Origin of the sequence: Williamsia muralis, from assembly GCF_051487485.1 — a bacterium.
GTDB classification, from domain to species: Bacteria; Actinomycetota; Actinomycetes; order Mycobacteriales; family Mycobacteriaceae; genus Williamsia; species Williamsia muralis_B.
In genome coordinates, this window is the sequence record NZ_JAHVCV010000003.1 from 163,816 (window position 1) to 177,079 (window position 13,264).

Genomic DNA, 13,264 nt, shown 5'->3' on the forward strand with positions numbered 1-13,264 from the left:
TGCTATGTCGCCAGGGCCGCCACCGACGGGCTGTAGTCGCCGTGCGCAGCGATGGTGGTGAAGATCTCCGACAGCCGGTCGACGTACAACTTGATGGAAGCCTGTGCCTCATCGGTGTCCGGGAAGAGCAGACTGATCGTCGTCGCATCGTTGAAGCGGTTGATCCAGAGGAAGACTTCTTCTGAACTTCCCCGGTTACCGAACAGCCCGGTGTTGATGGCGTCGAACAGATCGACGCCCGGCAGCTTCCGGACGTCGATGTACGACACCATCGGCACCGACCACCCAGGGTCGACATTGACCCCGTGGTCTGGTCCGGCAAGTTGCAGCACACGGTGGAACGAGACGTCGGTGAGCTCTTTGCCCGAGTCGTACGAAGCTTGAGCGGCTCCGACGATGGACGTGAAGGTCGAGGACTCGTCCACGGTGACCGGCACTGGGATGAGACTGGTGAACCAGCCGATCGAGCTGAATTCGGCGGGGGTGGAGCGAGTGCTCTTGGGGGTCAGGCCGAAATAGTTCGACGCTCCGGTGAACTCATAGCTGGCCAGTGCGGCAACCGCGAGCACTCCGGGGGTGAACGCGGCGCCGTGGTCACGGCACACCGTGGCGAACTTCTCGGCGTCGGCTTCGCTGAACAACGTCGTCGACAGGTGCGCGGTGCGCGCATAGCCGGCACTGGCGACGCCCAGGTCGAGAGGGAAGGTGGGGAGCCGACCCGCGTTCGAGTGGACCAGATCGATCCAGCGCTGGACGTGAGGCGACTCCAGCGTCAACGAGGCAGAACCCGCGCGTTCTCTGGCGCAATATTCGACATAACTGCCGACGTCGGCCAGACCGCTCGGTGTTCCCTGGCTCTCACTCGAATACAGCTGCAGGAGTTCGACAACGGTGAGTGCGGATGAGATGCCGTCGGTCACCAGGTGGTCGAACGCCGCGTACAAAGTGAAACCGGTCGCGTGTTCGATTGTGCCGAATGTGAGGCAATCCCAGTTGAACGGTCCGGGGGTCTCGGTCTCGACGTGCGCGCGAATTGCGTCGGGGGAGTCGAACTCGCCGTGTGGGGTGGGTCGGAAGTCGATGACGCTGGGGTCGACCACATGCCGAACGATCGATCCGTCGGCTTCGCAGGAGAACCAGCTGTGGAAGGTGTCGTGCCGGCGGAGGAACGTGTTGATCGTCCGGGTCATGGCATCGACGTCAAGCGGAGTCTGAAAGTCGAACGCCACCAGGCACAATCGGGAGAACCGGAAGCCGACCGTCTCGTTCCGGGCGGCGGTCAGCAGATACTCTTCCTGCTGATGTGAGGCCGGGGTGGGATGCACCGGAGCGCCCTTCGCCTCATCCAGCGAGGCAGGGGACGCAACCCAGCTCGTGAGTTGGCCCGTGGCTGGTTCCCACTCGTTGATCAGACCGAAATTGACCATGTTCAGCTCCTGTCGAAGTAGCGCAAAAGCGCACTGGTGGCCGGGGCGAATGGTGAAACGCTGCACTGACTGCGAGCAGGCGGCTTTGTGTGTGCGGCAATTCGCAACACAAATGCCAAATGCATTTCAAGTAATTTGTTCGACATCCGCGCTACGACGTCTAAAAGACGCCTCGGCCCGACCCTTCGTCGCGTTGTCGTGCACCCGTGAAACTACAGCGAAGATTAACGGATGACAACAGCTGTTGAGAAATAAAGATCTAACACAACAAAAAATCTTCCTTAAGATCTAGGCGGGTTGTACCGTCTGCGACCCGTGGCGCAGTGGCGCCGTGGTTGGATGTGCCAAAGTCGTGGCGGCGCCATGGGTTCTGACGTGCCCAACTGTCGGGTGAACCCTGTGATGCCGCACCAGAGAGGATTCTCGTGAAGTGGCGCATCGGTGGTACACCTCGTCTCACACATCGAAATGTAGAAACCACTGTTGTCACATTTGTGGCGGCCGTATTGGTCCTGACAGTATTCGGCTCGGGATCGGCAATTGCCGAGCCTGACGGGCAACCAATTGTCGGCGATACGACCTCGGCCGACGGTTCTCGTGTGGTGAACGTCGTCGAACAGCTCGACGGGGTCGTGGACGTGACCGTGAGGTCGGCCGCGATGCGGGCGGACCTGATGGTCAAGGTGCTTCCGGCGCAGGACCGGTCGACTCCTGCGCCCACGATGTACCTGCTCAACGGAGCAGCTGGTGGCGACGGCGGAAGCAGCTGGTTCGATCAGACCGATATCGCATCCTTCTTCAAGGGCCGCAACGTGAATGTGGTGGTTCCGATGGGTGGAGCGGCGAGTTACTTCGCGGACTGGCGCAATAACGACCCGAAACTCGGTCGCCAGAAGTGGGCCACCTATCTGACCGAGGAGCTACCGCCGCTGATGGATGCGCTCCTGAACGGCAACGGGCGCAACGCCATCGCGGGTATCTCGATGGCCGGGACCTCGGTGTTCCAGCTGGCCCTGAAGTCCCCTGATCTGTACCGCGCCGTCGGCTCGTACAGCGGTTGCGCAATGACCAGCGACCCCGAAGGGCAGGCCTACGTCCGATTGACCGTCGAGATCCGTGGCGGTGGGAACACGGTGAACATGTGGGGCCCGCCGACCGATCCCGAATGGGTTCGCAACGACCCATATGTGAACGCCGAGAAGTTGCGCGGCAAAGCCATCTACATCTCGAACGGTACGGGTCTGCCCGGCCAGTACGACGTGATCGACGGACCCGGCATCAATGGAAACGGATCCAAGCTCGCCGAGCAGATCGCGGTAGGTGCGGTCATCGAGACGGCTACCAACCGCTGCACACTCAAGATGCGGGACCGGTTGCAGCAGTTGGGGATTCCCGCCACAGTCGATCTGCGATCAACCGGTACCCACAGCTGGGGTTACTGGCAGGACGATCTTCACAAGTCCTGGCCGATGATCAACGCGGCCCTGACCCGCTAGCCGGCGTCGGGGCTGACTGTGCGGCCGACTGGCGGTCGACCCGACGTCGTCCATGGTTGCGCAGGGCGAGGGTCAGACCGGCGAGTGCCGCCGAGATCGCCGCCAGGGTCCACAGAACGGCCGTGAAGGCCGCCAGGAAGGTGTGCGAGGCGGCCTGGCGGGCCGCTGCGCTGACGTCAGGTTCGGCTTGGGCTGCGACGGCGGAACGAGGCCCGTCCGCGTACGGCTGGATGACATCGTCTGCGCCGGGGCACCCTGGGCCGGGCGCGTCCGGGTGTGCTGAACCCAGCTGGGCAGCGGCGCAGCGACCGAACTCCTGAACGACGAACGGCCTGGCGGGTGGAGCCACCTGGGACGCACTGAGACTCTGCGAAAGACTGCTTTGCGCCTCGTGCACAGCCCGTTCCGATTGTGCGACAACTGCGGCGAAGAAAAGCAGGCTGATCACCGCCATCCCCACGGATGCTCCGATCTGCTGGACGGTGGGGATGGTCCCCGAAGCGGAGCCGACGGTCCGCTCGGAGGTGTCCGATAGCATCGTCGCCTGTAACGGCGCGACGAAGAGTCCCATGGCCACGCCGCCGACGGCCAACGGGAGCATGATCGACGACACCTCGATGCCGGCGGCGGGGTCGATGATCACGGCGGTGTAGATGAGTGACCCGCTGAACAAGACGGCTCCCGTCGTCAGTGTCAGTGCCCCGATTCTTCTGACGAGCAGCGGAGAGACAACCGAACCGACCGCGGCGCCGATCGCAAAAGGGAGGGTGAGCAGGCCGGTTCGCAACGGTGAGAATCCGAGGCCGAATTGTGCGGTCACCGAGACGGTGAAGAAGAATGCGGCAAACACACCGAAGAACAGCAGCGACAGGACTGATCCGACGGCGAACGACTTGAGGGTGAACAGTTGAAGGTCGAGCAGGGGATGGCCACCCCGTCTGCCGAGGCGGTGCTGGTGAACGATGAAGAGGCATAGCACCACCACCGACCCCACCAGCATCGCCAATTGCCAGGTGGGCCAACCCCGCTCGCGCCCCGTGGCCAGTGGAAGAACGAGCAGGAACAACCCGGTGGTCGACAGCGCGACTCCCGGGAGATCGAGGCCCGGACGGGTGGTGGCATGAAGGGCCGGAAGACATTGATGGCCCACGACGCAGGCGATCAGGCCGAGGGGAAGGTTGACGAGGAAGATCATGCGCCAGCCGAGCCCCCACACGTCTGCTGAGATGAGGAGGCCCCCGAGCGTCGGTCCGAGCATGGCGGCGACTCCGGCCGTCGCGCCATAGATGCCGAACACCGCTGGATGCCGGGACTTGGGAAACGAGGCCGAGATGATCGCGATGGTCTGCGCCGATGCCAGTGCCGCGCAAACGCCCTGAACAGCTCTCAACACTATGAGTTCTGTTGCGCCGGTGGCGGTCCCGCACAGCACGGATGCCACCGTGAACCCCGCGAGAGCTCCGATGAACAGTCGTCGACGGCCCCACCGTTCGCCCAGGCGGGAAGCGGTCAGCAGAAAGCACGCGAAAGCCAGTGTGTACGCGCTGAGTACAAGCAATTGTTCGCCGGAAGAGGCGTGGAGTCCGGACCCGAGGCTGGGTAGGGCAATGTTCACGATCGTCATGTCGACCATCTGCATGGACACTGCGATGAGACAGCAGGCCAGAGCCGGCCACGATGCTCTCCGTGCAGACGCCACCGGTGGATCTTCCCGGGGACAAGAAGTCGTGGTGGGAGCGAGGAGCGGAGCCCGTGGCCTCAAGCTGTCACCTGACGAACACCTGGGCTGGGTGCGTAGTCGCCCTCGGAGATGATCGTCTTGAAGATCTGCCGTACCCGGTCCACGTAGATGTCCACCGATGCCCGGGCCTGCGCGGTGTCAGGGAACAACAGGCTCATCGATGTCTCATCGGCGAATCGGTTGACCCACGTGTACACCTCGTCCGACGTACCGCGGTTACCGTAGAACCTTGCGTTGATGGACTCGAACTCGGAAACGCCCGGTAGTCGACGTGCGTCCATGATCGAGACCATCGGCACCGACCATCCGGGTTCGGTTCTGATGCCGAGGTCTGGTTCGCCGGAGGCGAGTTCGAGCACTCGATGGAACGAGACGTCGGACAGTTTGCGTCCGGCCAGGTAGGCAACCTGTGTTTGGCGAACCAGAGTGCGGAACGTCGACGACTCATCGATGTCGATCGGCACCGGAATCAGACTGGTGAACCAACCGACCGCGCTGAACTCCGCAGGAGTTGTCCGTGTGCTCTTGGGCGTGATCGCCAGATAACGAGGATTGCCGGTGAACTCGTGCGCAGCGAGTCCGGCGACGGCGAGTACCGCCGCGATGAACCCTGCACGACTGTCCCGGCAGATCCGGACCAGTGTCTTCGCGTCCTGTTCGTCGAACAATGTGACCGTCAGGTGTGCGCTCCGCGCGTTTTCTGTACTTTCCTGGCCGAGGTCCAGTGGAAAGGTCGGGAGGCGGCCGCCATTGGCCTGGACGAGTTCGATCCATCGCTGCACAGGCGGGGAGTCCAGTGACAGCTGAGCCGAGGCTGTTCGTTCCCGATGGCAGTATTCGATGTAGCTGCCGGGCGGAGCGAGATCGTTGTCGCGGCCGAGCCGCGCATTGTCATAGAGCGCAATGGCGTCGACAAGTGAGATCGCCTGTGAAATCGGGTCGGAGTGCAGGTGGTCGATGGCGGCGTACATGGTGAAGCCGCAGTCGTGTTCGATGGTGCCGAATGTGAAGCAATCCCACTCGAATGGGCCCGGCGTCTCACGTTGTACCAGTTCCCTTATCTCGTCGGGGTCGCCGATGACATCGTGGTGATGCGGAATGAAATCAATTGTCGCGGGATCGATGACGCGACGGGCGACGGACTCATCGGGTTCGATGGAGAACCAACTGAGGTGAGTGTCGTGCCGCCGCAGGAAGGCGTTGACGGCTGTGGTCATGGCGGCGTGATCAAGCGCGTGATCTTGATCGAAGGTGCCGACATACAGCCGCGACGACCTGATCTGCGAGTTCTGCCGACAAGCTGCAGTCCGCAGATACTCTTCCTGCTGGTGTGAGGGTGGCGTGGGGTGAATGGGCGCCTGCTGTGCCTGTGTGATCGATGCCAAAGACGCCGACCAAATGGTCACTCTGCCGGCAGGCGGCTTCCAATCATCGATGAGACCGAAATTGACCATGTCATCTCCTGGACGTCCTGGGCCGAAAACGCGGAGGCAATCAAAACGGCGCCGACAAATATTGTCGGCTGTAGTGCTGCGTTTTTGGCTCGAGACGTCGTATTGTCCGTAATGTCTACGCCCCCGAAGACAATTCGATGTCATTGTGCTCTGAGTGCCGAACAACGATGCGGCTCTCGTCGATGACGGTACAGATTCCCTGGTGGTCGGGCAACCGGAATGCTCAGAAACTATTGCGTGTGAACGATCCTTTTCTCGCGAATGCATTTTCCAAAAGCGCCGATCTGTTCGAAATTGAACCCGATGGGAATGTTGGGTTCGCTGCCATTCGGTCGGTATTCACGATGCGAAATTGCCTATTCCATTCATGAATTGTCCACAGTGTGTGGGTTGTGCACAGGCTGGTGGTGGTCGGCGTGTTCTGGGGTCTGTGGGTGTGTGTGGGTTTGGGATGTTTTCGGTATGGATCAGTCAGGTGGGGGTGTGCGTCGTTCGCGGCGTGAGGTGGGTCAGTTGGGGGAGGACGCTGCGGCGGAGTATCTCGTGGGTTTGGGGTGGGCCCTCGTGCAGCGGAATTGGCGTTGTCGTTATGGGGAGTTGGATGTGATCGCGGTTGATGGTGATGCGTTGGTGGTGGTGGAGGTCAAGACGCGGACCGGGTCGTTGTACGGCGATGTGGCGGAGGCGGTGACGGTGGCCAAGTATCAGCGGATGCGCCGGTTGGCCGGGGTGTGGCTGCGTGAGCAGGGGCGGCGTTGGCCGGTTGTGCGTTTTGATGTGGTTGCTGTGCAACTCGATTCGAAGGACTGTGTGTCGATTTCGCATTTGCGAGGGGTGTTCTGAGGTGAAGTTGGGGCGGGTGCGGTCGGTGGCGATCAATGGTGTCGAGGGTGTGGTGGTGGAGATCGAGGCGTCGATCGGTCAGGGCCTGCCGGGTGTGCATCTGGTGGGGCTGGGGGATGCGGCGTTGAAGGAGGCGAAAGATCGCGTGCGCGCGGCGATCACCAACACTGCCGCGGCGAGTAAGGGTCCTGACGGGGACGAAAGTGCTGTTGCGAAGTGGCCGGAGGGTCGTATCACGTTGGCGTTGTCGCCTGCGACGTTGCCCAAGTCGGGGTCGATGTACGACTTGGCGTTGGCTTTGGCGGTGCTGGCTGCGGGAAATGATTATGCGCCTAAGTATTTGGAGAAGTCTGTGTTCTTGGGTGAGTTGGCGCTCGATGGGCGGGTTCGGCCGGTGCGTGGGGTGTTGCCTGCGGTGGTGGCGGCTCGGCAGGCGGGTTTCACTCATGCGGTGGTGCCGTTGGGCAATGTTGCCGAGGCGGGGTTGGTGTCGGGGGTAGAGGTGGGTGGGGCGAGTCATCTGCGGGAGGTGCTTGCCTGGCTCAAGGGAACGTTTGTGCTGGACACGGTGGGTCCGCGGGAGCCGGTCCGGTCGGTGGCGGCGGGGCCGGATCTATGTGATGTCGTGGGTCAGGATGAGGCGCGGTATGCGATGGAGGTTGCTGCTGCGGGGGCGCATCATCTGTTGTTGACGGGGCCGCCGGGGATTGGGAAGACGATGTTGGCGCGGCGGTTGCCGGGGATCTTGCCGCCGTTGAACGAGGCTGAGGCGTTGGAGGTCACGGCGATTCATTCGATTGCGGGTGGGTTGCCGGCTGACCAACCGTTGATTCGTGATGCGCCGTTCATCGCTCCGCATCACTCGACGACGGTGACTGCGATGATCGGCGGGGGTACGGGGATGGCCAAACCCGGTGCGGTGTCGCGGGCGCACCGCGGCGTCCTGTTCCTCGACGAGTGCGCGGAGCTTGGTGTCAAGGTGCTCGAGACGCTGCGAACTCCGTTGGAGGACGGCGAAGTTCGAGTGGCGCGACGCGACGGGGTGGCTCGATTCCCTGCTCGCTTCCAGCTGATACTGGCGGCCAACCCATGCCCGTGCGCTCCGGCGAACGACGTGGATTGTGTGTGCTCACCCACTGCACGTCGTCGTTATCTCGGCAAGCTGTCGGGGCCACTCATGGATCGGGTGGACATCCGGGTTCGGATGGATCCTCCCGGGACAGCGGCGCTGGCGGGCGGGCCCGCGGAATCGAGTGCTGTTGTCCGCGAGCGTGTGATGGCGGCGCGGGCCGCTGCTCGCGAGCGCTGGCTGGCACACGGGTGGCAGACGAATGCCGAGGTGCCGGGGTCGGTACTGCGGCGGGGTGACTTTCGCTTGCCGGGTTCGGTGGTCAGGCCGATCGAATTGTTCCTGCGAGACGGGCGGGTGACGGCACGCGGAGCGGACCGGGCACTTCGCCTGGCGTGGACGCTCGCCGATCTCTCCGGAGCCGACCAGCCGACCGAAAACCATGTGGCGCAGGCATTGATGTTCCGCGATCGCGGATACAACTGAGGGGACAACATGCTCGACGACAAGACACGACTCGACTGGGCATACCTCGCCGGTGTGGCCGAGCCACCGAACGCCGCTCTGCACAGGTTGATTGCGGAGGCGGGGGTCACCGAGGCGGCGCGCGCGGTGTCACGGCAGTCGGTGCCGCCCGGGCACGAAGAAGTGCTGCGGGCGACGGCCGCTCGCCACCAGGTCAACACCGCCGAGGAAGATTTGTCCGCGATCGCCCGACTCGGAGGCAGGCTCGTGACCCCCGCGGACGACGAATGGCCCGGCTGGCAGCTTCTCGCCCTGGGCCGGGCGGACACCGCGGCCAAAGGCGGTGAGCCCTTGGCGCTGTGGGCTCGTGGCCCGGCAAGGCTTGATAGCGCCGTCGACCGCTCGGTGGCGTTGGTCGGCTCCCGAGCGGCGTCTGGCTACGGCGAGCACGTCACCTCGTCACTCACCGGCGGTCTCGTCGGCGAAGGGTGGTCGGTGATCTCCGGCGGTGCCTACGGCATCGATGGCGTGGCGCACCGGTGTGCGTTGGCCGCAGACGGGACCACGGTGGCCGTACTCGCATGCGGACTCGACCGTGACTACCCGGCCGGTCACGCCAGGCTGATCGCAGAGATCGCTCGCACCGGAGTGGTGATCAGCGAATACCGCCCGGGCACAACGGCGGCCAAGCATCGCTTCTTGACCCGGAACCGACTGGTGGCGGCATTGTCGCGGGCTGTCGTCGTGGTGGAGGCAGGCGGGCGCAGCGGCGCGGCAAACACAGCCGCGTGGACTCGGAAGCTGGGGCTGCCTCTGGGTGCGGTCCCAGGGCCGGTCACGTCCGCGACGTCGATCGGATGCCACCGGATGATTGCCGACGGTGTGGCGCAACTGGTGACCAGCTCAGACGACATCATCCGGCTGGCCGAGCCCGACGGTGTGACCGGTCCGGAGGCTCGCACGCCAGCGATGCGAGCGACCGACGGCCTCGACGACACCCAGCAACGAACCTATGACGCGGTGCCTGCGCGTGGATCACTGACCATCGGCGAGATCGCTTTCGCCAGTGGACTCGACGTACGCGAGGTGCGCTCTGCGCTGGCCATCCTGGAAACGCGAGGCCTGCTGAGCACCAACGGATCCGGGTGGAGACTGGCCAGATCGCGGTGAGTGCCTCAGGGCCGCCGGGGAACGCCGACGACGGTTCGTAAGAGCAGATCGACGACCGGGGTCGGTAGGGCGCCCACCATCGTCGCCTGAACCTTGTTCGCGGCACCGACGACGTAACGGGCCCGCGGCCGCCGCGCCGTCAAGGCGGATTCGATGGTAGCGGCGACAGCGTCTGCAGGAACCGCCACCTTCTGCGAAAGGGGAATTGACTTGCGGTATCCGGCAATGTGTTTGGCGTAGAGAGCACGGTGTTCGCGCGACATGTCACTCACCAGGTCTTCGAGAGTGGATTCGGCGTCGCGCCAGATGTCGGTGTCCGTCTGGCCTGGTTCGATCAGCACGACGGGAATCTTCCACGGCCGCAGTTCTATTCGCAGCGCGTCGGCCATGCCCTCGAGAGCGAACTTCGACGCGTTGTAGGCACCTGTCATCGGGGTGGCGATCCGGCCGCTGACCGACGACACGAACAGCACTCGTCCACGGGAGGCCCGGAGCCGGGGCAGCACCGCGCGGGTGACGGCATGCTGACCGATGACATTGACATCGAGTTGGTGTCGGAGCTGTTCGGGTGACACGGCTTCCACCGGACCGCCGACCACGATGCCGGCATTGTTGACAACCGCGTCCAGCTCGGCAGGCAACACGCGGTCCAGGTCTGCCACGTGGTCGGCGTCGGTGATGTCGAGGACCACGGGTGTGATCAGTCCGGGGGCCAGCGCGCGTAACTCGGCGCCGGAGGCGTCGTCGCGCACTCCCGCGAATACGTTCCAGCCCGCATTCGCGAGGCGCTGCGTGGTCGCGCGTCCGATACCGCGGGAGGCGCCGGTGATCAATATGGTGGGCATGGCAGCGACGGTATATCGGATCGCCGAAGTTAGGGTCACCTACCTTTCCGGTACCGTGGGTTCGAATGCGATGAGAGGAACCAACGCGTGGCCAAGAAGCTCAACACCATGACGGTGCAACGGACCGAACAACTCACCCCTCACATGGTGAGGGTGTATCTCGGCGGTCCCGGGTTCGACGAGTTCACACCGGTGGACGACACCGACATGTACGTCAAGATCCTGTTTCCGCCTGAGGGCGTCCGGTATCCCGAACCGTTCGACCTCGAGCGGATCCGGGAGGAGTTCGAGCCAGGTCAACAACCGGTCCTGCGGACTTACACGGTACGAAGGGTCGACACGGTGGCCCGCGAGGTGGCCATCGATTTCGTGGTGCACGGCACCGAAGGACTCGCGGGGCCATGGGCGGCATCCACACAGCCAGGCGATGTGGTGCGGTTCTTGGGCCCCGGCAGTGGATACCGCCCCAGAACCGACGTCGACTGGCATCTGCTCGCTTCCGATGAAGCAGGATTGCCGGCGCTTGCCGCGGCCCTGGAATCGATGCCCGACGGCGCCGTCGTGAAGGCCTTCATCGAGGTCGCCGGGCCGGACGATCACGTCGACATCGCAGCCCCCGACACCGCGGAGATCACCTGGTTGCACCGGGACGGCTCGTCGGATGAGGTGGGGGATGACAAAGCCGGCGCCAACGCTCCCATTGTCGCGGCCGTCAAACAGGCAGAGTGGCTGCCGGGCACGGTTCAGGTCTTCATCCACGGCGAAGCAGAGGCGGTCATGCACAATCTGCGCGCCTATGTCAGGAAAGAGCGCGGCGTCCCGGCATCGCACGCTTCCATCTCGGGGTATTGGCGTCGTGGCCGGACAGAAGAAGGTTTCCGGCAATGGAAAGCCGAACTGAAGAAGCAGGAAGAGGCGGCAGGCAGCGCAGTCTGACCCGTTGATGCCCGCGCACGGGTGCGATCGGGACACAAAAGCCGCACGGTCGGGTGTGGCGTCTTGCAGTAGAGGTCCGAGATCGCTTGGCTGAGTCGGTGAGTGCCGCGATCATCGACGAGTACGAGAGCTATCTGCGCCTCGAATGCGGGCACAGCGACCACACCGTGCGCGCCTACCTCGGTGACATCCGGTCGCTGATCAGCTTCGCGGGTGCCCGCGGCATCGCTCCGACGGCGATCGACCTGGGTCTGCTGCGCGCCTGGCTCGCGGCGCACAGCAAGGCGGGAGCAGCCCGCACCACCATCGCGCGCCAGGCGTCGTCGGCTAAACGCTTCACGGCCTGGGCAACCCGCGAGGGCATCCTCGCCGTAGACCCGGGCACCCGACTGCAGGCACCCCGGGCTCATCGCACCCTTCCGGGGGTGTTGAGCACAGAGCAGGCGGAAGCGGCCATGCAACCGGCGTCTGCCGGCGATTCGCAGAACCCGTCCGACCCGGCTGACCCCATCGGCCAGCGGAACCAACTGATCGTTGAATTGTTGTACGCCACGGGCATTCGGGTGGGGGAGCTGTGCGGATTGGATATCGGGGACGTCGACACGGGACGCAACGTCGTCAGGGTCATCGGTAAGGGCAACAAGGAACGGACGGTGCCGTTCGGCGGCCCCGCAGCCGCTGCGTTGGACACGTGGCTGAGATCAGGGCGGCCGGCGCTGGCGAAACCCAAGGCGGGCAACGCGTTGCTGGTCGGGGCCAAAGGCGGACGGCTCGATCAGCGGATGGCCCGCACGGTGGTCCACCAGATACTGCGGAGCCTGCCCGACACCCCTGACCTCGGTCCGCACGGATTGCGCCACAGTGCGGCGACCCATCTACTCGAAGGAGGCGCCGACCTTCGCGTGGTGCAGGAACTGCTGGGCCACGCGAGCCTTGCGACCACGCAGCTGTACACCCACGTCAGCGTCGAACGTCTCCGGAAGGTCCACGATCAGGCGCACCCCAGGGCTTGACGGCGGCCCGGCCTCACGCGTCGCCTGTCTCGAGGGGCTTCAGACGCACCCGCAGAACACCGAGCAAGGCCAGCGGATCGAGGTATGTCGCCGACGCGCCGGCTCCGCGACGGGCTCCCCAATGCAGACACGGACGAGCGCAGCCCTCATGGCCGGGCTCGAGCACCCCCATCGGCGAGCCGCGGGCCACCGGCGTACCGGCGTGCACCGAGGACTTCACCGGTTCATACGTGGTCAACAACCCGTCCGGGTGCCGAATCGACACCACCGACTTTCCTGCGACGGAGCCCGCGAAATGCACCACCCCGTCGCCTGCCGAATAAACGGTGGCGCCTGACGTCGCAGCAAGGTCGACACCGCGGTGGCCGGGCAGCCAGCGCTGCGTGGGCGGCTCGAAGGTGCGAAGAACGTGGGGAGTCGGGATCAGAGGCCAGGTGAACCCACGCGCCGGAGCCGAGGCGGGTGCGGCGCGTGCTGTCGGCTGGGACTGCAGCGCGAGCAGCGGTACGGCGGCAACGATCACGCCCAACAGCGCTGTCACGCGACACAGTGCCCACCAGAAAGCCATGGGTCCGAGACTGCTGGATCTGTGGGCCAATCACGCGATGACCTGCGTAGATGTGCATGAATGATCTCTTTGTCCCCAATATTCTCCGAGGCCTTGACATCGGGCCCGCTTCGGTCCGGGAAGCGATTTCGTGTCGGGCCCTCACGCGCGTAGACTCATATGGCGCTCTCGCTGCGGCGGGAGTGACTTCGCGCGTCTGCAGTCGGTCAGCGTCATGCCGGCCGAGACAGCGTGTGG

Annotated in this window: 11 protein-coding genes; 6 read left to right on the forward strand and 5 right to left on the reverse strand. The window is 64.3% G+C overall.

What is annotated here, in order from left to right; genetic code table 11:
- Positions 1-2: 2 nt before the first annotated feature.
- Positions 3-1,427: a condensation domain-containing protein gene (locus KXR83_RS09140; RefSeq protein WP_437424583.1), complete on the reverse strand. Its 1,425-nt coding sequence runs from the start codon at positions 1,425-1,427 to the stop codon at positions 3-5.
- Between the two features lie 506 nt (positions 1,428-1,933).
- Here KXR83_RS09140 and KXR83_RS09145 point away from each other — a divergent pair.
- Positions 1,934-2,923, forward strand: a complete 990-nt coding sequence (locus KXR83_RS09145) for an alpha/beta hydrolase (protein ID WP_437424584.1) — start codon at positions 1,934-1,936, stop codon at positions 2,921-2,923.
- On the opposite strand, the gene KXR83_RS09150 is transcribed toward KXR83_RS09145, so the two are convergent.
- Complete coding sequence (locus KXR83_RS09150; RefSeq protein WP_437424585.1) at positions 2,901-4,622, reverse strand: MFS transporter; 1,722 nt, start codon at positions 4,620-4,622, stop codon at positions 2,901-2,903. The two genes, KXR83_RS09145 and KXR83_RS09150, sit on opposite strands and share 23 nt — an antisense overlap.
- 59 nt (positions 4,623-4,681) lie before the next feature.
- On the reverse strand, positions 4,682-6,118 hold the full coding sequence (locus KXR83_RS09155) for a condensation domain-containing protein (RefSeq protein WP_437424586.1): 1,437 nt from the start codon (positions 6,116-6,118) through the stop codon (positions 4,682-4,684).
- A gap of 462 nt (positions 6,119-6,580) precedes the next feature.
- Between KXR83_RS09155 and KXR83_RS09160 the strand changes: the two genes are divergently transcribed.
- From KXR83_RS09160 to dprA, 3 genes are read left to right on the forward strand one after another with little or no spacing between them, the layout of a single operon-like run.
- Positions 6,581-6,961 carry a YraN family protein gene (locus KXR83_RS09160; protein WP_099384902.1) on the forward strand — a complete coding sequence of 127 codons (381 nt, stop codon included), beginning with the start codon at positions 6,581-6,583 and terminating at the stop codon, positions 6,959-6,961.
- Position 6,962: 1 nt separating this feature from the next.
- On the forward strand, positions 6,963-8,516 hold the full coding sequence (locus KXR83_RS09165) for a YifB family Mg chelatase-like AAA ATPase (RefSeq protein ID WP_437424587.1): 1,554 nt from the start codon (positions 6,963-6,965) through the stop codon (positions 8,514-8,516).
- A 9-nt stretch (positions 8,517-8,525) separates the two neighbouring features.
- Entirely contained in the window at positions 8,526-9,665 is a 1,140-nt protein-coding gene (dprA, locus tag KXR83_RS09170; protein ID WP_437424588.1) for a DNA-processing protein DprA, read from the forward strand.
- A gap of 5 nt (positions 9,666-9,670) precedes the next feature.
- Here dprA and KXR83_RS09175 read toward each other — a convergent pair whose 3' ends face one another.
- On the reverse strand, positions 9,671-10,510 hold the full coding sequence (locus KXR83_RS09175) for an SDR family NAD(P)-dependent oxidoreductase (RefSeq protein ID WP_437424589.1): 840 nt from the start codon (positions 10,508-10,510) through the stop codon (positions 9,671-9,673).
- 87 nt (positions 10,511-10,597) lie between these two features.
- Between KXR83_RS09175 and KXR83_RS09180 the strand changes: the two genes are divergently transcribed.
- Together KXR83_RS09180 and KXR83_RS09185 are read left to right on the forward strand one after the other, a co-directional pair.
- Positions 10,598-11,446: a siderophore-interacting protein gene (locus KXR83_RS09180; RefSeq protein WP_437424590.1), complete on the forward strand. Its 849-nt coding sequence runs from the start codon at positions 10,598-10,600 to the stop codon at positions 11,444-11,446.
- Positions 11,447-11,532: 86 nt separating this feature from the next.
- Positions 11,533-12,459 carry a tyrosine recombinase XerC gene (locus KXR83_RS09185; protein ID WP_437424591.1) on the forward strand — a complete coding sequence of 309 codons (927 nt, stop codon included), beginning with the start codon at positions 11,533-11,535 and terminating at the stop codon, positions 12,457-12,459.
- A gap of 13 nt (positions 12,460-12,472) precedes the next feature.
- Here the strand turns inward: KXR83_RS09185 and KXR83_RS09190 are convergent, their stop codons facing one another.
- Positions 12,473-13,027 carry a M23 family metallopeptidase gene (locus tag KXR83_RS09190; protein ID WP_437424592.1) on the reverse strand — a complete coding sequence of 185 codons (555 nt, stop codon included), beginning with the start codon at positions 13,025-13,027 and terminating at the stop codon, positions 12,473-12,475.
- Positions 13,028-13,264: the final 237 nt, after the last annotated feature.